The 21083-nt window shown below is 68.2% G+C and carries 21 protein-coding genes; 12 read left to right on the top strand and 9 right to left on the bottom strand.

Annotated features, from left to right (window positions below):
* Window positions 1-50: 50 nt before the first annotated feature.
* Window positions 51-1487, top strand: a complete 1437-nt coding sequence (locus tag ABD116_RS11835) for a CCA tRNA nucleotidyltransferase (protein ID WP_343968214.1) — start codon at window positions 51-53, stop codon at window positions 1485-1487.
* Here the strand turns inward: ABD116_RS11835 and ABD116_RS11840 are convergent.
* The gene (locus ABD116_RS11840; protein WP_343968008.1) at window positions 1462-2265 is read right to left on the bottom strand and encodes an aminotransferase class IV; all 804 of its coding nucleotides are present in this window, start codon (window positions 2263-2265) and stop codon (window positions 1462-1464) included. The two genes, ABD116_RS11835 and ABD116_RS11840, sit on opposite strands and share 26 nt — an antisense overlap.
* Window positions 2266-2318: 53 nt before the next feature.
* On the opposite strand from ABD116_RS11840, the gene ABD116_RS11845 reads away from it, so the two are divergent.
* Window positions 2319-2936: a hypothetical protein gene (locus ABD116_RS11845; RefSeq protein WP_343968010.1), complete on the top strand. Its 618-nt coding sequence runs from the start codon at window positions 2319-2321 to the stop codon at window positions 2934-2936.
* Here ABD116_RS11845 and ABD116_RS11850 read toward each other — a convergent pair.
* Window positions 2933-3388 carry a GNAT family N-acetyltransferase gene (locus ABD116_RS11850; protein WP_343968012.1) on the bottom strand — a complete coding sequence of 152 codons (456 nt, stop codon included), beginning with the start codon at window positions 3386-3388 and terminating at the stop codon, window positions 2933-2935. The genes ABD116_RS11845 and ABD116_RS11850 overlap by 4 nt on opposite strands.
* A 143-nt stretch (window positions 3389-3531) precedes the next feature.
* Here ABD116_RS11850 and ABD116_RS11855 point away from each other — a divergent pair, with 143 nt between their 5' ends.
* Both ABD116_RS11855 and ABD116_RS11860 read left to right on the top strand, forming a co-directional pair.
* Entirely contained in the window at window positions 3532-5094 is a 1563-nt protein-coding gene (locus ABD116_RS11855) for an alkaline phosphatase D family protein (protein ID WP_343968014.1), read from the top strand.
* Window positions 5095-5101: 7 nt separating this feature from the next.
* Window positions 5102-6325 carry an amidase gene (locus ABD116_RS11860; RefSeq protein WP_343968016.1) on the top strand — a complete coding sequence of 408 codons (1224 nt, stop codon included), beginning with the start codon at window positions 5102-5104 and terminating at the stop codon, window positions 6323-6325.
* On the opposite strand, the gene ABD116_RS11865 is transcribed toward ABD116_RS11860, so the two are convergent.
* Window positions 6316-8253 (bottom strand): glycoside hydrolase family 30 beta sandwich domain-containing protein, encoded by a 1938-nt coding sequence (locus ABD116_RS11865; RefSeq protein WP_343968018.1) that lies wholly within the window; start codon window positions 8251-8253, stop codon window positions 6316-6318. The two genes, ABD116_RS11860 and ABD116_RS11865, sit on opposite strands and share 10 nt — an antisense overlap.
* Window positions 8254-8384: 131 nt before the next feature.
* On the opposite strand from ABD116_RS11865, the gene ABD116_RS11870 reads away from it, so the two are divergent.
* Entirely contained in the window at window positions 8385-9395 is a 1011-nt protein-coding gene (locus ABD116_RS11870) for a LacI family DNA-binding transcriptional regulator (RefSeq protein WP_343968021.1), read from the top strand.
* A 138-nt stretch (window positions 9396-9533) separates the two neighbouring features.
* On the opposite strand, the gene ABD116_RS11875 is transcribed toward ABD116_RS11870, so the two are convergent.
* On the bottom strand, window positions 9534-10409 hold the full coding sequence (locus ABD116_RS11875; RefSeq protein ID WP_343968023.1) for a TetR family transcriptional regulator: 876 nt from the start codon (window positions 10407-10409) through the stop codon (window positions 9534-9536).
* Between the two features lie 58 nt (window positions 10410-10467).
* Between ABD116_RS11875 and ABD116_RS11880 the strand changes: the two genes are divergently transcribed.
* From ABD116_RS11880 to ABD116_RS11905, 6 genes are read left to right on the top strand one after another with little or no spacing between them, the layout of a single operon-like run.
* Window positions 10468-11697, top strand: a complete 1230-nt coding sequence (locus tag ABD116_RS11880) for an acyl-CoA dehydrogenase family protein (protein ID WP_343968025.1) — start codon at window positions 10468-10470, stop codon at window positions 11695-11697.
* Complete coding sequence (locus ABD116_RS11885; protein WP_343968027.1) at window positions 11694-12500, top strand: SDR family NAD(P)-dependent oxidoreductase; 807 nt, start codon at window positions 11694-11696, stop codon at window positions 12498-12500. The genes ABD116_RS11880 and ABD116_RS11885 overlap by 4 nt, the downstream gene beginning before the upstream one ends.
* Window positions 12500-13564 carry a phosphotransferase family protein gene (locus ABD116_RS11890; protein WP_343968029.1) on the top strand — a complete coding sequence of 355 codons (1065 nt, stop codon included), beginning with the start codon at window positions 12500-12502 and terminating at the stop codon, window positions 13562-13564. Before ABD116_RS11885 ends, ABD116_RS11890 begins: the two co-directional genes overlap by 1 nt.
* Window positions 13565-14248 carry a histidine phosphatase family protein gene (locus ABD116_RS11895; RefSeq protein WP_343968032.1) on the top strand — a complete coding sequence of 228 codons (684 nt, stop codon included), beginning with the start codon at window positions 13565-13567 and terminating at the stop codon, window positions 14246-14248.
* Window positions 14249-14257: 9 nt separating this feature from the next.
* Window positions 14258-15001, top strand: coding sequence for an SDR family oxidoreductase (locus ABD116_RS11900; protein WP_343968034.1), 744 nt, complete (start codon window positions 14258-14260; stop codon window positions 14999-15001).
* Window positions 15001-15945: an LLM class F420-dependent oxidoreductase gene (locus ABD116_RS11905; RefSeq protein WP_343968036.1), complete on the top strand. Its 945-nt coding sequence runs from the start codon at window positions 15001-15003 to the stop codon at window positions 15943-15945. Before ABD116_RS11900 ends, ABD116_RS11905 begins: the two co-directional genes overlap by 1 nt.
* On the opposite strand, the gene ABD116_RS11910 is transcribed toward ABD116_RS11905, so the two are convergent.
* Window positions 15946-16569, bottom strand: coding sequence for a hypothetical protein (locus ABD116_RS11910; RefSeq protein ID WP_343968039.1), 624 nt, complete (start codon window positions 16567-16569; stop codon window positions 15946-15948). It lies immediately after the preceding gene.
* A 94-nt stretch (window positions 16570-16663) separates the two neighbouring features.
* Between ABD116_RS11910 and ABD116_RS11915 the strand changes: the two genes are divergently transcribed.
* A complete protein-coding gene (locus ABD116_RS11915) occupies window positions 16664-17344 on the top strand; it encodes a DUF6518 family protein (RefSeq protein ID WP_343968042.1) in 681 nt (226 codons plus the stop codon).
* Window position 17345: 1 nt separating this feature from the next.
* Here ABD116_RS11915 and ABD116_RS11920 read toward each other — a convergent pair whose 3' ends face one another.
* The 4 genes from ABD116_RS11920 to ABD116_RS11935 all read right to left on the bottom strand — a co-directional run bounded on the left by ABD116_RS11920 (window position 17346) and on the right by ABD116_RS11935 (window position 21078).
* Entirely contained in the window at window positions 17346-17843 is a 498-nt protein-coding gene (locus ABD116_RS11920) for a hypothetical protein (RefSeq protein WP_343968044.1), read from the bottom strand.
* Between the two features lie 215 nt (window positions 17844-18058).
* Window positions 18059-18478: an MmcQ/YjbR family DNA-binding protein gene (locus ABD116_RS11925; protein WP_343968046.1), complete on the bottom strand. Its 420-nt coding sequence runs from the start codon at window positions 18476-18478 to the stop codon at window positions 18059-18061.
* Window positions 18479-18491: 13 nt separating this feature from the next.
* Entirely contained in the window at window positions 18492-20375 is a 1884-nt protein-coding gene (locus tag ABD116_RS11930; protein ID WP_343968049.1) for a sensor histidine kinase, read from the bottom strand.
* Window positions 20365-21078: a response regulator transcription factor gene (locus ABD116_RS11935; RefSeq protein ID WP_343968051.1), complete on the bottom strand. Its 714-nt coding sequence runs from the start codon at window positions 21076-21078 to the stop codon at window positions 20365-20367. Before ABD116_RS11935 ends, ABD116_RS11930 begins: the two co-directional genes overlap by 11 nt.
* Between the last annotated feature and the right edge of the window lie 5 nt (window positions 21079-21083).

The following is a 21083-nucleotide window of genomic DNA, read 5'->3' on the forward strand; positions in this document are numbered from 1 at the left end:
CCTAGTCTCCCGTGTCCATTACTCCCGACCGCTCAGCCTCTGCCGGATCGTTGTCCGCGGTACAGCGGCAAGGTGTCCAGTCGTTGCTGAAGATCGCTCCGGTGGTCGACGAACTGGGTGCCCGGTTCGCCGCGGCCGGCCATGAGATCGCCTTGGTCGGAGGCCCTGTCCGGGACATTCTCCTCGGTCGTGGGAGCAAGGATCTCGACTTCGCCACGTCGGCCCGGCCGGACGCGGTGGAGCGGTTGCTGGCCGGCTGGGCGGACCACGTCTGGGACATCGGCAAGGCGTTCGGCACCATCGGTTGTCAGAAGGACGACTGGGTTCTGGAGATCACGACCTACCGGTCGGAGTCCTACGATCCCACCTCGCGCAAACCGGAGGTTGCCTACGGCGACAGCCTGCAGGGCGACCTGGCCCGCCGCGACTTCGCCATGAACGCGATGGCGGTGATGCTCCCGTCGCACCAGTTCGTCGACCTGTACGGCGGGCTCGAGGATGTCGCCAACAAGGTGATCCGGACCCCTGGCTCGCCCGAGGACTCGTTCTCCGACGACCCGCTCCGGATGATGCGCGCGGCCCGGTTCGCCGCCCAGCTCGGCTTCACCCCCGACCCGGCCGTGGTGACCGCGATGAAGGAGATGGCCGAGCGGATCACGATCGTGTCGGCCGAGCGGGTCCGCGACGAGCTGATCAAGCTGGTCTGCGCGCCGTACCCGCGGATCGGTCTCGACCTGCTGGTCTCGACCGGGATCGCCGACCACGTGCTGCCCGAGCTGCCCGCGCTGCGGCTGGAGCTGGACGAGCACCACCGGCACAAGGACGTGTACGAACACTCGCTGACCGTGCTCGAGCAGGCGATCGACCTGGAGCCCCGGCTCGGCGTCGAGCTGCCCGACTTCGTGGTCCGGTTCGCCGCGCTGATCCACGACATCGGCAAGCCGAAGACCCGCCGGTTCGAGGACGGCAACAAGGTCACCTTCCACCACCACGACGTGGTCGGCGCGAAGCTGGCGAAGAAGCGGATGAAGGCGCTGCGGTTCAGCAACGAGCAGATCGACCAGGTGGGCAAGCTGGTCGAGCTGCACCTGCGCTTCCACGGCTACGGCACCGGCGAGTGGACCGATTCCGCCGTACGCCGGTACGTCCGCGACGCCGGCGACCTGCTCAGCCGTCTGCACGTGCTGACCCGGGCCGACTCCACCACCCGCAACCGGCGCAAGGCCGAGGCGCTCCGGACGGCGTACGACGATCTGGAGAAGCGGATCGAGCGCCTGCAGGAGCAGGAGGAACTCGACTCCATCCGCCCCGACCTCGACGGCAACCAGATCATGCAGCTGCTCGGCATCGCCGCCGGCCGTGAAGTCGGCGAGGCCTACAAGTTCCTGATGGAACTCCGGATGGACGAGGGCCCGCTCGGCGAGGAAGTCGCCGGCCAGAAGCTCCTGGAGTGGTGGAGCACTAGATCTCCTGCCACGGGATCCTGAGGTAGGCGTTCGCGATCAGGTCGGCCGACGCCGGGTCGGGCTTGTACTCCGTACTGCCGGCCGGGCTCGTGATGGAGGCGACCGGGAGCGCCGGGTCGATCGAGTTGGTCAGGTACGCGGCCCGGTAGTCGCCGAGGGCTGACAGCGGAATGTCGACAGTTTCACGTGCAACATCGAGGGCTGCCCGGAGGCTGAGCATGGTGATGCCGGGCAGCACCTCGGCGGCGGGCCAGACGATTCGGTCGTCGACAGCGAAGCAGATGTTCCAGATGGACGCCTCGGAGACGTGGCCCGCGCGGTTGTAGAAGAGCGCGTTGTCGTACCCGGCCAGGCGGGCTCGGCGGATCTCGTGGGTCTGCGAGAAGGTACCGGTGTGCTTGAGGTGCGGCGCGGTCCGCTCGTGCTCGACGGCTAGCAGGCGCGGCGGCTCGGAGGTGGGCTCGATGGGGTCGGTCAGCGTCAGCAGCAGGTCGGGTTCGACCGGGGTGCCGTCGATGAAGGAGCGGTCCCTGGTGAACGCGTTGACGCGGATCGAGAGGTCTCCTGACGGCGAGCTTGCGAGCGTAGTACGGAGGTAGGTCAGCACGCGGTCAGCGGCGACGCCGTGGCCGAAGAGTTCGCGGGAGCTGCGGTCAAGGCGCTCAAGGTGCAGGTCGAGGCCGCGGACCTTGCCGTCGCGGACCTGCATCGAGGTGAAGTGGCCGTAGCCGGCCGCGCTCAGCAACGCTGGGTCGTCGAGCGCGAGCGGTGTGTCGTTCAGCTGTACGAGGTGGGTCACAGGCCCAGTCTGCGGGCATCAGTCCACTGCGCTACCTGGTCTAGTCTCACGCCGTGGACCTCTTGAGCATCATCGGGTGGGGCGGGTCGGCCCTGGTCGTCGTGTCGTTGCTGCAGACCCGGATCCTGCGACTGCGGGTACTGAACCTGATCGGCTGCGTCATCCTGGTCGGCTTCAATCTCGCCATCCCGGTCTGGCCGATGGTCGGCATGAATGCCGTCCTCGCCGTGATCAACCTCGTGCACATGTGGCGCCTGCTCCGGCATCGTCACGACGACCTGGAGTACGCGGTCCTCGAAGTGAACAGTGGCGACGCCTACCTCACTCACGTGCTGACCGCGCACCAGAAGGACATCTCCAAGTTCAACCCGGGCTTCACGTCAGCCACCAGCCCCTACGCCTTCCTGGTCCAACGCGGCGAACGCACCGTCGGCGTAGTCCTGGCCCACGACGCCGGCTCCGGCCGCGCCCAGATCGACCTCGACTACGTCCTCCCCGAGTACCGCGACTTCACCCCCGGCGAGTTCGTCTACCGCCGCAGTGACGTCTTCACCGACCACGGCTTCCACCAGGTCCTCGCCCCACCCCGGATGAACGCCTCCGACGGCTACCTCAAGAACCTCGGTTTCCACCCCGAAGGCAACCACCTCGTCCTGGACTTGCCCGACTAGTCCAGGTGTTTGGCGAAGCAGCGGGAGACTGCTTCGTTCTCGAAGGGTGGGTAGCGCGGGGTCTCGTCGTAGCCGTGGTGGGTGTAGAGGGCGATGGCTTCGAGTTGTCTGGTGCCGGTTTCGAGGCGGAGGGTGGTCAGGCCCCGGGTGCGGGCGTGGGCCTCGATCTCGGCCAGGAGGAGGCGGGACAGGCCCCAGCCGCGGGACGTCGGTTCGACGTACATGCGCTTGATCTCGCCGAGGCCGGGGGAGATCGGTTGCAGGCCGACGCAGCCGACGGGGGTGCCGTCGAGGGTGAGCAGGATGAACTCGATGTCGGGATGCAGGGCGACGAGGGGCTGGTCTTCGCCGTAGAGGGCGGCCAGTTCGCTCTGCTGGGCAGTGGCCAGCGCTAGGACGGCTGGATCGGTCCGGTCGGCGTGGCGTAGCTCGACGCCCTCCATCAGCTCCATGGGCCGACGCTAGCAATCAGCCGTGACGCTCCTGTTTCGCTTTCCTCACTGCCTGTCCGGGGGACAGTGAGGTCGACAGGCTGTCACCGATCGGTCGCGCTGAGGTCTTCCCAGATTCATCATTACCTCTCAGTATTTTCTGCATGGCTGACCTCACCCGCAGGACCGTCCTCGGCGCCCTGGGCGTCGCCGGTGTCACCGCAGCTGCTCCGGCCACCGCCTGGAGCACCGGTACGCCGACCCTCCGCACCGCCGCCGACGCCTCGCCGACCCTGGTCCGCGGCGCCACCTTCCCGGAGGGGATCATGGCCGGCGTCCCACGCACCGACGGCGCGACGCTGTGGACGCGGGTGCCACGCGGGCTCTTCGACGGCGATGCCGAGCTGGCGATCGTGGTGTCGAGGCAGCGCGACCTGAGCAGCCCGGAGATCGTCGAGATGGTGATCGCGGAGAAGCAGTGGGACGGCTGCGTGCACTTCCAGGCGAACGGCCTCGCCGCCGGCGCGGAGTACTTCTACCAGTTCCGCGGTCGGGACACAGTGAGCCCGGTCGGCCGCTTCCAGACCTTGCGCCCGGCCGACTCGAACCAGCCGGTCCGGATCGGCTTCTTCACCTGCCAGGGCTTCACCGAGGGGTACTACGCGACGCACCGCCACCTCGCCGCCGAGGACCTCGACCTCGTCGTGTGCCTGGGCGACTACGTCTACGAGGCCACCGTGCCCGGCGTCCGCGGGATCGACCTCAACCTCTATCCGCAGATCCTGCCGAGCATGCGAGCGAAGTACACGCTCTATCGCAGCGATCCGGATCTCAAGGCGATGCACGCGCAGCACGCGTTCCTGCCGCTGTGGGACGACCACGAATTCCGCAACAACTACAGCAAGGACAACTGGACGCTGCCGGAGCTGTTCTTCCAGGAGAAGAAGAGCGCCGCCTGGCACGCGTGGTTCGAGCGGATGCCGGTACCTCGCTACGCCGACGACATGACGCGCACCTACCGCTCGCTCAAGCTCGGCCGGACCGTCGAGCTCTTCGCCATCGACAACCGGCAGTACAAGGACGACCAGCCCTGCGACGACGGCGGCAGCATCATCTGCGCGGCCGCCGACGCGCCTGGTCGCAGCATGCTCGGCCCGGCGCAGAAGGCGTGGCTGGAGGACGGGCTGCGCTCGTCGGGTGCGCGCTGGAAGGTGCTGGCGAACCCCAACATGATGATGGGTATGGTCACCGGCGCGGCCGGCGAGCGTGCATTCATGGACACCTGGGACGGGTACGGCGCCGAGCGCACCGAGCTGTTGTCGCTGGCGGCCGAGCGCGTGTCCGACCTGGTCGTGGTCACCGGCGACGACCACGACACGTTCTCCGGCGAGCTGTGGGACACGGGCTTCGCACCCGGTACGCCGGGCAACCCCGGCGGCACGCGGCGGGCCGGTGTCGAGTTCGTCGTACCGTCCGTGTCCTCGACCAACACCGGCGACACCAAGGGCGTGGCCGGTGCGAAGGCGGAGGAGCAGAAGCGGCTGCAGTACAACCCGCATCTCAAGCAGGTCGACATGCGGCAGCACGGGTACGGCGTACTCGAGGTCACCCAGGACGACGCCAAGCTCTCCTACCGGGCCGTAGACAAGCTGCACGCCAACGCAGGAGTCAGCACCAGCTATCAGGTCCGCACTGCGCGGGGGAGCTCGACAGTAGAGGTGATCTGATGGGCCAGTGCCCTCTCTGGAAGCCACAGCAGCAGCTGTCCGTGCTGGTGAACTAGACCCAGTCGACCTGGTCGAGGCCGCGCTGCAGCGAGCAACTGACGCAGCGCGGCTCAACGCAGTCGTCCACTTGGACGTCGAGGGTGCTCGGGCCGTGGCTGCTGCCCACAGCAGGACGGGTGCGCTCGCGGGCATCCCCGTGCTGGTCAAGGAGATCATCGAGGTCGAGGGGCTGCCGTACCGCTGCGGCTCGGCTTCGATGGATGGGCCGGCTGTTAAGGACGCCGACGTCGTACGCCGGTTGCGTGCGGCCGGTGCGGTCGTCATCGGGCTCAGCCACTCGCATGAGTTCGCCTACGGCTGCACCGGTACGTCGAATCGCACCGGGCCGTGCCTCAACCCGCATGACCTGTCGCGGATGACCGGGGGCTCCAGCTCGGGGGCTGCTGCAGCAGTAGCGGCCGAGGTCGTGCCACTGGCGATCGGTACCGACACGGCCGGGTCAGTGCGGACGCCGGCGGCGCTGTGCGGGGTAGTCGGGTTCAAGCCGACCAGGGGGACGTTGCCGATCGACGGGGTATGGCCGCTCGCCCAGAGCCTTGACGTGGTTGGGGTGTTGACCGGGTCCGTTGCCGATGCGGTCTATGCGATTGCTGCGCTGTCCGGGGGTGATCGGGCGGCTGTCAGTGCGCCGCTACTGGGGGTGCCGGGCAATCCGGAGTACAGGGACTATGACGCGGAGGTCAGTGCCGTGTGGGAGCAGGCGCTGGGGAAGCTGCCGACAGTGGAGGTCGAGCTGCCTGACTGGGCGACCACACTGAGGACAGGTGTCGACCTGCAAGGTCCCGAGGCGGTGGCGAACCACATGGGTCGGTCCACGGAGCTCTACCAGCCAGATGTCCAGCAACGTCTGCGGGAAGCGGCAGAGGTACCGGCCTGGCGCTACGTTCAGGCCCGAGCAACCGCAGCCGAGCTGGCCAGGCAACTGTCCGAGGTGCTGGACCACGTCGACGCAGTAGTCGTGCCGACAGTGCCCATCGTCGCTCCACTGCTCGGAGACGCACCAGACGTCCGAGCCACGCTGATGCGCCACATCCGCCTGGCCAACATCGCCGACGTCCCTGCCATCACCATCCCGCTGAAGACCGCCGGCCTCCCGGTTGGTCTCCAGGTCATTGCCCGGGACAACCAGAAGGCCGGCGCTGTGGCGCTGTGGATCGAAGCTCAGCTGTAGAGCCTCACGTCCGCGAGAGACCACCAGTGGTCGCTCGTACCGGTGTTGGCGATCCGGACGAAGCGAGCGCGCGTCTGCTTCACGTCGACGTTGGTGAGCTGACCCGTGCTGGTGCCTGAGGCCAGGGGACGCCAGGTGGTGCCGTCGAAGCTGGTCGACACCTGCCACGCGGCAGCGAAGTCGCCGGTGTTGCCGCCGCTGTCGATGGCGATCCGTCGGAACTGCTTCGCCGTACCGAGATCCACCTGCACGTACTGACCAGCAGCCTGCGCTGCCTTCGACTGCCAGACAGTGGAGCCGTCAGCGTCGAACGCCAGCGCCGCATCGGCAGCCGGTACTGCGCTAGCCGTCGCGCCGTCCAGCGAAACCGGAGTCATCGACGACTTCGGCGATCGCTGCCAGACGAAGGTACCGATCGCGCCACCCGGCAGCGTGTACTCGAAGGACTCGTCGCCGACCGCCACCGCGAAGGTCCGCGGGTCGTCGTTCTCGTTGTGGACGACCAGCGCCGTCGAGCCGTCCGGGTTGCGGAAGGCCGACGACATGAGCTGCCCGTTCCAGCCGGTCGTGCCATACGAAGTACTGGCGATCCGTACGGCGCCGGTCCGCACGAACTTCGACAGATGGCCGATCGTGTAGTACTCCGCGTCGGTGGTGACGCTGCCGTCCGGCTGCACGGTGACGAGTCCGGTGCAGGTCGTACAACCACCGTTGTACGGGCCGCCCTTGTCGTCCAGCGCGATGTTCCAGTTGACGACCGACTTGGCCCAGTTGCGGGTGGTCCCGAGCATCAGCGTGCGGGCGTGCCAGGTCAGTGTGCCGCGGAAGATCTGCGGCGGCGTGTCGTTGGCGCCGTGCGAGCCGGAGCACTCGGTGAACCAGATGCCCTTGTCGGGGAAGGCCTTCTGCAGGTTGCTCTGGTTGCTCGGATTCCCGGAGTAGCAGTGGTACGCCGTACCGGCCAGCCACTTGCCGGCCGGGCTGTCGAGCAGCTGGTACGGGTAGTCGGTCTCCGGGTCCTCACCGGGCGGGGTGCTGTTGACGTCACCCGGGTGAGTTGTCCAGTTGTGGTCGTAGCCGAGGATCTTGGTACGCGGGCTCAATGCACGCAGCAGTGGGCCGAGCTGCTCGATCACTGCGGCTTCCTGGCGGACCGGCATGTCCGTGCCGGGGTAGCCGCTGGGCTTGCGGTTCTGCGGCTCGTTCTGGATCGAGATGAAGTCCACCGGTACGCCGGCCGCTTCGTACGCCTTCACGAACTTCACCAGATAGCGCGCGTAGGCGTTGTAGACCGCGGGGTCGTCCTTGAGCCGGCCACCGACCAGTGAGTCACCGGTCTTCATCCAGGCCGGCGGACTCCACGGCGTCGCCATGACCTTGAGCGACGGGTTGAGCTGCTTGGCCCGGCGCAGCAGCGGCAGGATCTGCGCTTGGTCGTGCGCGATGCTGAAGTGCCGCAGCGGGAAGTCGGTCTGTCCGGCCGGTACGTCGTCGTAGGTGTAGTGCTGTGGCGCCGCGGTGAAGTCGGACGAGCCGACCACCTGGCGCAGGAAGCTCACGCCGATGCCCTGGTCACGGTCGAAGAGCGAGCGCATCGTCTGGTCGCGCACGGCCGGGGTCAGCCGGTAGAGCACCGCCGCCGACGAGTCGGTGATCGAGGCGCCGAAGCCGTCCATGGTCTGGTACTTCGTCGCCGGGTCGACCGTGATGGTCGTCTGCGTGCTCTGGCCCTTGGCGAAGGCGACGTCCGGACGCTGGTGCATGAGCTCGGCGCGGTCGGGGGTGGTGACCCAGATGCTCGCCTTGCTGGTCTTGCCGCTTTGCTGGGTTTGCGCGGGGGACAGTTCGACGGCCTGGGCCCCGGCCGACAGTCCGCTGAGTAGTAGGGCGGAGCCGGCCACGACGGCGCCGATCGCAGGTCTCTTCATCGTTCTCCTCAGGTCAACCCCGATGTAACAAATGAAACAAGAACGCAACATCTGCGCCTCAGGAAACGACGGCAGGCGAGGGCTGTCAAGATCTGCTAGCGTCCGGAGTGTGAAACAAGGCGATGTAACAAATGCCGGGTAGGGCCACGGTCCGGGACATCGCGGCCGAGACCGGCGTCTCGATCGCGACGGTTTCGCGAGTGCTCAACCAGCAGGGGAACGTCGCGCCGGCCACCCGTGAACTGGTCGAGCGGGCGGTGGAGCGGCTCGGCGTACGGGCGCCCAATCCGCGGGGTGGGTCGCCGAAGCCGGTTGGCGGGGCGGTGTATCTGCGGTGTCCGTATGTGCTGACCGACTACTTCGGGCTGATCGTTTCGTCGATCGCGGAGACATTGGACCGGCATGGGCGGCGGCTGGTGCTCAATGCGGGTGAGGCGACGCAGCATGACCAGGTCCTCACCAAGTTGCCCGCGCAGCGCGACCTCGCCGGCGCGATCCTGATCCTGCCGCCGGAGACGAGCGACGAGCTGATCCAGCTCCGCGCGCGGCGGTTCCCGTTTGTCGTCGTCGATCCCCGTACGCCGCTGCCGCGCGACATCGCCGCCGTCTCCGCAGCCCACTTCGCCGGGGCGCGGCAGGTCACGGCTCACCTGTTGTCGCTCGGCCATACCCGGATCGGCGTCATCGGCGGCCCCAGCGAATGGCTGGCCTCCGACGCCCGCCTAGGCGGCCACGCCGCCGCCCTCGCCGACGCCGGCATCCTCCCCGACCCCACCCTCGTCCGCCCGATCCAACCCACCACCGAACACGGCCACCGCGCCGCCGCCCAACTCCTCGACCTCCCTGACCGCCCCACCGCGCTGATCGCCTTCAACGACAAAGCAGCGGTAGGCGCCCTCCAAGCCGCCGCCACCCGAGGCCTCTCCGTCCCCCACGACCTCTCCATCGCCGGCTTCGACGACATAGACATCAGCCGCTCCACCACGCCAGCCCTCACCACCGTCCGCCAACCCCTCCAGGAAATGGGCCGAATGGCAGTAAGCCTCCTAACCCGCCTCCTCGACCGCCACGAACTAGAAGCCCTCCACGTAGAACTGGCCACCGAACTAGTCATCCGCAACTCCACAGCCCCTCCGCGCTAACCCACGAAGTCCCTCCAGCCGCGCTCGCCGGCGCACGCATAAGTCGTTGCCAGTCCGGTGCTGCCACCGCATCAACCGTCGTACGGCGGAGTTGTGCGTGCGTGGGCGGCCGCGCCAGCGGGCCGGGGCGGGTGGTGACTACAGCGCGCGGAGGGCGGTTAGGGCTGCGATGAAGTGGGTGACCAGTTCGTCTGGGGTGGTCGGGCGGTCGGGTTCGGGGAGGCCGGACCATTCGATGGTCAGGTCTTCTACGTAGGCGAGCCAGGCGTGGACGGTGAGGCGGATTGGGGACGCCGGGGCGGTGGCGTCGGGAGTGCCGAGGAGGGTGAGGACCCGGTTGGTGAGGCCGGCTCGGGTGGTGGCGTAGACCTCTACGACGAAGTTGTCGCCGCCGGCAGCGCCGCGGACGAAGGAGATGTAGGAGTCTCGGCGGCGGGTGACGAAGGCTACGAACGACAAGAGCATCTGTCGGAGTTGCTCGTCGGGCGGCAGGTCGGGGTCGGGTTTGGTGACCCGCAAGAGGCGGCGGCCGGCGGCGCTCATCACCTCGACGTAGAAGTCGCGCTTGGTCGGGAAGTAGTGGAACAGCAGCCCGCGCGAGATCCCCGCCTCCGCCGCGACCGCATCGATCGACAGCTCGTGAATCGGCTGGGTCCGCAGCATCATCAGCCCGATCCCCACCAACTGCTTCCGCCGATCCTCCGCCGTCAACCGCCGACGCCGCCCATCCGGTGCCTCAGCCCCGCCCCGTGCCCGCACCCCACCGTCCTCCAGCGACGCCGCTGCGTCAGCCTCCAGCTCCGGCTCCGGCTCCGCCGACGCCTCCGCGTCAGCCTCCGGCTCCGGCGACGCCTTCGCGTCAGCCTGCAGCGACGGCTCCGGCGACGCCTGCGCGTCAGCCGTCAGCGACGGCTCAGCGCCGTCCCGCGCTGACCCGTCCGGCTCGGCCTGTGGTGCCGTGTTCTCCCCGGCTCGCGTGGGCGCATCGGTGGGGGTTTGTTCACCGGCTTTCACGCTATTGAGCATTGCTCAGTAACGCGCTACCGTCAAGGGAGCCGACCGAGGAGACGTGATGGGGTTCGAACCGTCCGCGAGGGCGCAGGAGTTGATCGGGCAGGTCGACGGGTTCATCCGGACCGAGATCGAGCCCGTCGAGGCCGAGATGCATGCCGCGACCAAGGCCGCCAGTGATCCGTGGGAGCCGCAGCCTGCGTTCAAGGAGCTGCAGGCGAAGGCCCGCAAGCAGGGTCTGTGGAATCTGTTCCTGCCACCCGCCGAGCCCGGCAACGAGCAGTACGGCGAAGGACTGAGCAACCTCGACTACGCCCCGATCGCGGAGCTGACCGGCCGCTCGTTCATCGCGCCGTACGTGTTCAACTGCAACGCCCCCGACACCGGCAACATGGAGGTCCTGCTCCGCTACGGCAGCGCCGCGCAGAAGCAGCAGTGGCTGGAGCCGTTGCTGGAGGGCACGATCCGGTCCGCGTTCTGCATGACCGAGCCCGACGTCGCCTCCTCCGACGCGACCAACATGGCCGCCACCGCGATCGTCGACGGCGACCAGGTCGTCATCAACGGCCGCAAGTGGTGGAGCACCGGCGTCGGCCACCCGGACTGCGAGTTGCTGATCTTCATGGGCCTCACCGACCCCGACGCCCATCGGTACGCCCGCCACACGATGGTCCTCGTGCCGCGCGACGCCCGCGGCGTGAAGGTCGAGCGCCTGCTCCCCGCCATGAGCCGGTACGACGAACCGCACGGCCACGGCGAGGTCTCCTTCACCGACGTGCGGGTGCCGGTGTCCAACATCCTGGTCGGTCCTGGTCGCGCGTTCGAGATCGCCCAGGGCCGGCTCGGTCCCGGTCGCGTGCACCACTGCATGCGGCTGATCGGGCTGGCCGAGAAGGCGCTCGAGTTGGCCATCCTGCGGGGCACCAGCCGGACCGCGTTCGGCAAGCCGCTGGTCAACCTCGGTGGCAACCGCGAACGGATCGCCGACGCTCGGATCGCGATCAACCAGGCGCGGTTGCTGGTGCTGCAGACGGCGTACCTGCTGGACACGAAGGGCCTGGCCGGCGCGTTGAGCGAGGTCAGCCAGATCAAGGTCGCCGTGCCGCGGATGGCGCAGGACGTGATCGACATGGCGATCCAGCTGCATGGCGGTGGCGGGCTGTCCGATGACTTCCCGCTCGCCGGGGCCTGGACGAGTGCGCGCGCACTGCGGCTGGCCGACGGGCCGGACGAGGTGCATCGTGGAGTGGTCGCGAAGATCGAGCTGGCGAAGTACAAGGAGTCCGAATGAGCAGGGTTCTCGTCACCGGTGGGGCCAGTGGACTCGGGGCGGCGCTCGTTGCCCGGTTTGTTGCTGACGGCCACCAAGTTCTCAGTACCGACGTGGCGGCGGAGTCGACGCCGCCGGCAGGCGCGGAGTACCGGCAGCTGAATGTGCGCGACGCGGGGGACTGGGACAAGGCGGTCGCATGGTGTGAGGAGAACTGGGGTGGGCTCGACATCCTGGTCAACAACGCCGGGATCGCAACCGGCGGGCGGATCGACGTCGAGTCGCTGGACGAGTGGGACCGCGTCGTCGACATCAACCTGATGGGTGTCGTGCGTGGTTGTCGTGCCTTCACGCCGCTCTTCAAGCGTCAGCGCTCCGGCCACATCGTCAACACCGCTTCGGCGGCCGGGCTCGTGCACCCGCCGATGATGAGCTCGTACAACACGGTGAAGGCCGGTGTCGTCGCGCTCTCGGAGACGCTCTCGCACGAACTGCACCCGTACGGCGTGACCGTCTCCGTCGTCTGCCCGTCCTTCTTCCGTACCAACCTCGGCGACTCGATCCAGGGCGACGACATCGAGATGCGCGCCACCGCCCGCAAGCTGATCGAGAAGTCCCCGCGCACCGCCGACGAGATCGCCGCCAACGTCATCACCGGCATCAAGAAGCACCAGTTCCTGATCATCCCCGACCGCCCGGCCCTGCTCGCCTGGCGCACCAAACGCTTCGCCCGCCCCCTGTACGACCGCCAGATGCGCAAGATCGCCACCCGAGCCCGCGACCGGGCCGAAACCGCGACGAAGCAGGCCGCCGGAGACCGTTGATGCCACCCAACCCAAGCGCAGTCGAAGGCGCCCGACCGGTCCGCGACGAGGACGCCTTCGACGTACTGGCTGTGGACACCTGGCTCCGGCAGCAGACGAAACTGCCGGACGAGCTTCCGGAGGTTCGGCAGTTCTCGGGTGGGGCGTCCAACCTCACCTACCTCCTGCAGTACTCCGACCAGGATCTGATCCTGCGGCGGCCGCCGGCCGGGACCAAGGCGAAGAGTGCGCATGACATGGGGCGGGAGTACCGGATCCAGCAGCAGTTGGCGCCGGTCTTTCCGTATGTGCCCCGAATGGTTGCCTACTGCAACGATGATGCGGTGATCGGTTCGGAGTTCTACGTGATGGAGAGGATCGCCGGGACGATCCCGCGGCGGTCCGAGTTGGGGGTCGAGCTGACCGCGGAGCAGGCGCGGCAGCTCGGGTACAGGTTGATCGATACGCTCGTCAATCTGCATCAGGTGGATCCGGTGGCTGCTGGGCTGGCGGATCTGGGGAAGGGCGAGGGGTTCGTCGAGCGGCAGGTCGGCGGGTGGAGTGGGCGGTACCGGAAGGCCAAGACGTGGAATGTGCCGAGTTTCGAGAAGGTGATGGCTTGGCTGGAAGCGAACAAGCCAAAGGATGTGCGGATCTGCGTTATCCACAACGACTTCAGGCTCGACAATGTGGTGCTGGCGCCGGATGACCCGCTGAAGATCGTCGGGGTGCTGGACTGGGAGCTGGCGACGCTGGGGGATCCGTTGATGGATCTCGGAAGTGCGCTGGCCTACTGGGTGCAAGCCGATGACGACTGGGCGTTCAGGAGGTTCCGGCTGCAGCCTTCTGATGTGCCGGGGATGATCGGGCGGGACGAGATCGTCCGGTACTACTGCGAGAAGACCGGCCTCGACGCCTCCAACTGGGCCTTCTACGAGGTGTTCGGGTTGTTCCGGCTCGCGGTGATCGCGCAGCAGATCTACTACCGGTATCACCACAAGCAGACCCGCAACCCGCGCTTCAAGAATCTCTGGCTGCCGGTCAATCTGCTCGAGCGGCGCTGTCGCAAGATCATGAGCCGCTGAATGCCGGCCATCTACCTGATCCGGCACGCGCAGGCGTCGTTCGGGCGCAGCGACTACGACCGGCTTTCGCCGCAGGGCGAGCAGCAGTCCGCAGTACTGGGCAAGGCGCTCGCAGAACGCGGTATCAAGCCGACCCGGGTCGTCATGGGCGCGATGCGCCGCCACGCGCAGACCGCCGAGATCGCCCTCAGGACCGCCGGCATCGAAGTACCAACCGAGATCGACGAAGGCCTCAACGAGTTCGACCACGACCACGTGATCGTCGCGTACAAGCCTGCCTACAAACGCCGCGCGGTCCTACTGGCCGACCTCGCCCGCACCGGCCACCCGACCAGGGCGTTCCAAGAGATGTTCACCGCCGCGACGCAACGCTGGGTCGAGACCGACGGCGACGACTATCCGGAATCCTTCCAGGCCTTCTGCCAAAGATCAGAGGACGCGGTACGCCGTACTGCGACCCGCCTCGGCAAGGGCGAGACAGCCGTCGTCTTCACCTCGGGCGGCCCGATCGCCGCGGTCACCAGCCGGCTCCTCAACGGCACCGACGACCTCTGGCTCAAGCTCAACCCGGTCACCGTCAACACCGCGATCACCAAGCTCACCGTCGGCCGCAGCGGACTCACCCTGGTGAGCTTCAACGAACACGGCCATCTCGACGGCACCGAACTGCTCTCCTACAGATAGGGCGACCTGATGCGACGCAACATCCTGATCACCGGGGCGAGCTCGGGCCTGGGCGAGGAGATGGCCAGGCAATTCGCCGCCAAGGGCCACAACCTCGCGCTGACCGCCCGGCGCGAAGACCGGCTGAAGGCGCTGCAGACCGAGCTGACCAGCAAGCATCCCGAGCTGACCATCCTGGTCCGCACCCTCGACGTGAACGATCACGACGCGGTCTTCGAGACGTTCCGCGCGATCGACGCCGAGCTCACCCTGGACCGGATCATCGTGAACGCCGGCATCGGCAAGGGCGCGCCACTCGGCACCGGCCGCTTCGACGCCAACCTGATCACCGCCCAGACGAACTTCACCGCCGTCCTCGCCCAGGCCGAAGCAGCGATGGAGCTGTTCCGGGCAAGGAACGCCGGCCACCTGGTCTTCATCTCGTCGGTCGCCGGGGTGCGCGGCCTGCCGAAGTCGGTCACCACGTACGCGGCGACGAAGGCCGCCGTCGCGACCCTGTCCGAAGGCCTCCAGCTCGAACTGCTCGGCAAGCCGATCAAGGTGAGTACGATCGCTCCCGGCTACATCAAGTCCGAGCTGAACGAGCACGTCGCCAAGACCCCGCTGATCGTCGACACCGTGCCCGGCGTCCGGGCGATGGTGGCCGCGATCGAGGCCGAGAAGGCGAAGGCGTTCGTGCCCGGCTGGCCTTGGGTCGTGATGGCCAGGGTTCTCAAGTACGCTCCGCTGCCGCTCGTGAAGAGGATGATCTGATGCGCTGGGGTCTGACGGTTCCGCTGACCGGAGTACCGATCCGGGATCACAAGCCGCTGATCACCGAGCTGGCCTCGCTGGGGTACACCGATTTGTGGTCGGCCGAGGTGGCCGGCGCCGATGCGTTCACCCCGCTGGTGCTGGCGTCGGAGTGGGAGCAGGAGCTGCGGTTGGGGACGGCCGTAGTACCGGTTCACACCCGCGGTCCGGCGGCGCTCGCGATGAGCGCGGCCGCGCTGGCCGATCTCGCGCCCGGGCGGTTCGTGCTGGGGATCGGGGCTTCGTCGGAGACGATCGTCACCGGCTGGAACGGGATCGCGTACGACCCGCCGTTCGCTCGCACCCGTGACGTCCTGCGGTTCCTGCGCCAGGCGTTCGCCGGGGAGAAGGTCGACGGCGAGTTCGACAGCTTCACGATCAAGCGGTTCCGGCTGGAGAAGGCGCCCGACGTACCGCCCGCCATCATGCTCGCCGCGCTCCGCCCGCAGATGCTCAAGCTGGCCGCGCGGGAGGCGGACGGCGCGATCACCAACTGGCTGTCGGCGGCGGACGTCCGGCAGGTGCGGGCCGAGCTCGGCGACGAGAAGGAGCTGGCCGCGCGGATCTTCGTCTGCGTCACCGAGGACGCCGAGATGGCCCGCAACATCGGCCGGTTCCTGATCGCGACCTACCTGACCGTTCCCGGGTACGCCGCCTTCCACGACTGGCTCGGTCGCGGCGAGGCGATGAAGACGATGCGCGACGCGTGGGCGGCCGGCGACCGGAACGCCGCGATGGCCGCCGTGCCGATCGAGGTGATCGACGACCTGGTCGTGCACGGCTCGGCGGCGGACTGCCGGGCGCAGATCAACGAGTACGTCGCCAACGGCCTCGACACCCCGATCCTCGCCACCCTGCCGACCGGCGCGGACCTCCTGGAGACCGCCCGTTCGCTGGCGCCCTGATCAGTTCGCGGAGAGCTGGAAGACCTTGACGCAGGGCCCCTGGACGATGACCATCCCCGTGACCTGTTGGCCTTTGGTGGTGCCCGTGAACCGAACGACGTAGGGATCTTCGCCGAGCACCGGCTCGCTCACGGTGAGGCTGGTCTTTCCCCCGATCCAGAAGTCGATCAGGGTCGGCATCGTCGCCTTGGTGTCGGCGCAGGTCATCGCGACCGCGGCGTCGGTGTCGCCGGCGTTGAGCTGACCGGCGAACTTTCCGGCCAGGGCGAACGCGGCCTGCTTCGTTCCGGCGGCCGGCTTGCTGACCACCGGCTTGCTCGGCGCGGTCTGCGTGGGCGCGGGCTTGCTGAGCACAGGCTTGCTGGGCACGACTTTGGAGGGCGCCGGCTTCGGTGCCGTGGTCACCTGAGTACTGGTCAGCGGACCTGCCGGTGCTGTACCACCGTCGCTCCCGCCGGAGCCGGAAGTGAGCCGGTAGGCGACGAATCCGATCACGCCGATGATCAGCGCTATCAGCACCACGATCAGGAAGATGATCAGGCCAGCGCGGTTCTTCGGCGGCGGTGTGCCGTACGGCGGCGTCGCCCAGTTGCTGGGCTGATTCTGCGGCGATGGGTAGCTCACGAGGCAAGTGTGGCAGCGAGAGGTCCATCCCGACCTGCCGTTCGCTCGCGCGTCTCGACGGCTCTTGCCCCTTGCCGTGCAGCAGACTGATCCGGTGACCGATCCCTCACGAATAGTCAGGGCCGTGGCCGGTGCGCTGGTGGTCGGGGTCGCGCTGGGATTCCTCACCCAGTACCTGCAGGGCGAGCTGCCCGGCAACTGGAACACCTTGGCCAACTCGGGCGTCGTCTGGGTGATCGTCGCCTTCATGGTCACCGCCGCCTGGCGCTTGCCGACCGGGTGGTCGGCGCTCATCGGCTTCATCACCCTGTTCGGTGCCTTGACCGGGTACTACGTATCGGCCCGCTTCATCGAAGGGGTCACCAGCTCGGCGTCGACCATGGCGGTCTGGGTGCTCGCCGCGCTCGTGGGTGGACCCGTCTTCGGGGTCGCTGGGACGTGGTGGAGTGAGGATGGCGCGGTGCGGAGTACGGGCACCTGGTTGAGCAGCGGTGGCGAGTCGGATCGGGCCGAGGCGCGGTTGTGGCACCTCAGCCGGTCGGTCGTCGCGGTGGCGTTGCTGAGTGCCGTGCTGCTTGCCGAGGGCATCCATTTCCTCTGGCGGGTGGAGAACAAGCACGCCTCCGGCCGGCTCGAACTCATCGCGGCGGTTCTCGCGCCGCTGTCGCTGGCCCACAGCAGCCGTGACCGGGTGACCGGATTCCTCCTCCTGATCCCCCTGGGTCTACTCGGCGTCGCCGCCTACGGCCTGCTCGACATGCTGCTGGCCGCCTGAGTCACTTCAGCTCGTAGATTCGCACGCACAGCGGCTGACCGGAGATGTCCTGGATCCGCACGAAACCGCTCTCCGGCCCGAAGCGGGTTTTCCCGGCGATGGGGACCAGTACGATCCGCATCGGGTAGGCGGTCGTGCCGGGTTCCTGGACGATCGCTTTGCCGCTGACCCTGAGCTTGGTCTGCTCGTCGACGATCAGCATCAGCGCGCCGGGCAGAAGCTGCTTCGAGTCCTCACAACCGAGTGCCGCGGCCTCCTTCTGCTGGTTCGCGCTCATGAATGCCACGAACTTCGCGGCCATCGCCGTGGCCGCCGCCACGCGGGGCGCCGTCGCAGTCGCCGTAGGACTCGGTGGGAGCCCCTCGCTCGGCACCTGCTGGCTGGGTTGGGTCAGACCGGGCTGCCCCTGTGGCTCGGTCGGCACCTCGCCCTCACCCTCGCCTTGCATGATGACGACCAGGCCGACGATCGTCATCAGTACCAGGACGACAGCGGCCACGATCCCGATGATCGACCCGACATTGCTCCGCTTCGGCGGCGGCCCGTACCCGGGCGGCCCATATCCCGGCGGTGGCCCATAGCCCGGGGGCGGCGGCCCGTACCCCTGTGGCGGTGACCCGTACCCCTGCGGCGGCGGCCCGTAGCCTTGCGGACCGTTCTGACCAGGAGGAGGTGTCGGTGAGCTCACGCTTCGTAGTTTTGCAGTGGAGGGGTCTATGTCAGGCGGTGTTCTTCGAGCCAGGTGGTGGCGCGGCGCTTGGAAGCGCGGGAGAGCCAGGCGTCCTGGATGACTTCGGTCAGCTCCTGCACGGTGAGTTCGCCCAGCCGGCTGCCGCGGACCAGCACCGACAGATGCCCGTCGAAGTGCGGCGTGGTGAAGAAGGGGTTGCTCTCGTCCGCCACCAGCGCGAGCTTGTCCTCCTCGGCCGGCACCCAGAACACGATCACGTCGTCGTACCGTTCGCCCGTCTCCGGATCGAACGCGTCCGGCCGCCGCGTCCGGAAGAACACGAACGACTTGCCGCCGACCTGGTAGACCGGGTTCTCCCCGCCGCCCTGCACCACGGTCACATGCGGCATCCCCGCCGCGACCGCATGCACGTCGGCCACCCGAGCCTTCCGACTCCTCGCCATCCCGGCAGTCTAATTACCGCGCAGGTAGATGGATCGTGAAAGTCGATCCGTGCCCGACCCGGCTGGTCGCCGCGATCGTGCCGTGGTGCGCTTCGACCAGATGCTTGGTGATGGCCAGGCCGAGCCCGCTCCCACCGGTCGTCCGGCTGCGAGACTGCTCGGCTCGGTAGAACCGGTCGAACAGATAGGGCAGGTGTTCCTCCGAGATCCCCGTCCCGTTGTCCGCGACAGTCAGGTTGTAGCCGTTGCCGACCCGCCGTACGCCGACCAGCACCCGCCCGCCGCTGGGCGTGAACCGGATCGCGTTCGAGACCAGGTTGCCCAGCGCCTGCCGGATCCGCGCGTTGTCCACCACCGCCGGCGCCGGCCCGCTGACCTCAGCCGTCAGCGTGACCTCGGCTGCCTCAGCCGCGGGCCGATGCGCCGACACCACCTGCTGCGCCAGCTCGGACAGGTCCTTGAGCTCAGGATGGATGCGCAGCTTGCCCGCATCGGCCAGGGCGAGATCCTGCAGATCCGCGACCAGCCGCTCGAGCAGCCCGGCCTCCTCCAGCAGCGAGGTCACCAGCTCACGATCGAGCGGCACCACCCCGTCCTCGGAGGCGACGAGATACCCCTTGATGTTGGCCAGTGGCGTCCGCAACTCGTGGGCGACATCGCTGACCATCGCCTTGCGCTGGTGATCGTGATGCTGGATCGATTCGGCCATCGCGTTGAACGCGTGCCCGAGCCGGGCCACCTCGTCCCGCCCGGTCACCGGGACCCGGGCGGCGTGGTCGCCGTTCGTCATCCGCTGGGCCGCGCCGGTGAGCGCCAGGATCGGCCGGACCAGCCGGCGGCCGGCGAACACCATCACCAGCGCCGCGATCAGGAGTACGCCGAGCGCGGTGGCCGCAGTACGGGCGAGGCCTTCGCCGGAGAAGACGTTGAAGGTGCTCTTCGCCCCGAGATAGAGCTTGGCCTCCGGCGCGACATACGGCGCGAGGGCCTCGGTCCGGGCCGTGTCGACGCAGGTCGCGAAGGCGGCCGACGCCGGGGACTGGCTGTCCACCGGTACGACGGAGAGCAGCCCGTACGCCGAATTCGTGCCCAGATCGTAGGTCTCACCGGCCGAGTCCAGGCACCGCTCAGCCCGCTGGATCTCGTCGACGTTGACCGCCTTGGCCTTCGCGCTCGGCGCGTACAGCCCTGGCGGCACGCACGGGTCGTTCGCGAGCGTGGCCGGGTCCTGGAACTGCTTCACGGTGGCGCCGTCGGACGTCTGCCCGGACTCGACGATCAATCCGGCGTAACCGCCGGCGGCCGGCTCGGTCTTGGTGACATCGGTGCCACGGGCCTCCATGCAGGCGGCCGCCTGATCCGTGAGCCGGTCCCGCTCGTGCTTCTCCGCGTCCGTCAGCCCCCAGTCCGGCGAGCCCGGCGCTTGGCTGCCGAGCGCGACGGCGGTGGCCGCCCGATACGTCACAGAACGCGGCGCTGCCGTCCCGGCGGCGACCGCGGGCACGCCGCTGGTGCTCCACATCGACACGCCCGGCTGCGTGCTCACGTCGATGGTTGCCGCGGGCACCGAGGGGAGGTCGGGGCCGGCGCCGAGCATCCGGGCCGAGTCGGCGAGCACCGTACCGTCGGGCTTGGTCAGCGCGATCCGCCGGCCGGTCTGGTCGGAGAGCGTGGAGACGAGCTTGTCGACGCCGGACCAGGTCGTGTTGTCGACGGCGTACGTGCTGAGCTGGCTGTAGATGTCGCCGTCGACCTGGAGCTGCGACGTGTTCTGGTCGAGCTCGCCCTGGAGCTTCTCCGAGGTGCTGTAGGTGGCGATCACGGCGGTCGCGATGACCGCGCCGAGCGCGACGGCGAGCGAGAGCCCGAGAAATCTCAGCAGGACACTACGACGCATCGGTCGTCACCACCTTGTCGGCGAGCTTGTAGCCCACGCCGTACACAGTCTTCAGGTACGCCGGGCTGGCCGGCGCCCGCTCGATCTTCTTCCGCAGGTTCATCACGTGGACGTCGATCGTCCGGTCGAAGACGTAGTGGTCGAAGCCGAACGCGTGCTCCAGCAACTGCTGCCGGGAGAACGCCCGGCCGGGGGAGGCGGCGAGGCAGGCGAGGATCTTGAACTCGGCCGGCGTGACCTCGACCAGCTCGTCGTCCAGCCGTACTTCGTGCCGCACCGGGTCGATCTCCAGCGCGCCGACCCGGTAGACCTCACCCTCGGAGCGGATCCGCGTGCGCCGCAGTACGGTCCGGACCCGGGCCACCAGCTCGCGCGGGTTGTACGGCTTGGTCAGGTAGTCGTCCGCGCCCAGGTCGAGGCCGAGCAGCAGATCGTCCTCGGTGGACCGGGCGGTCAGCATGATGATCGGTACGTCGCCGTTGCCGGCGGCATCGGCACGCAGCACCCGGCAGACGTCCAGACCGTCGACCTTGGGCATCATCACGTCCAGGACGAGCAGGTCCGGGCTGCGCCGGCGGGCCTCGTCGATCGCGGCCCGCCCGTCGTGCACGACCACGGTCAGGTGGCCCTCACGCTCCAGGTAGCGCCGGATCAGCTCCGCCTGCTTGAGATCGTCTTCGGCGATCAGAATCCGGGCTGGCATGCCTT

This window comes from Kribbella koreensis (assembly GCF_039525325.1).
GTDB lineage: Bacteria > Actinomycetota > Actinomycetes > Propionibacteriales > Kribbellaceae > Kribbella > Kribbella koreensis.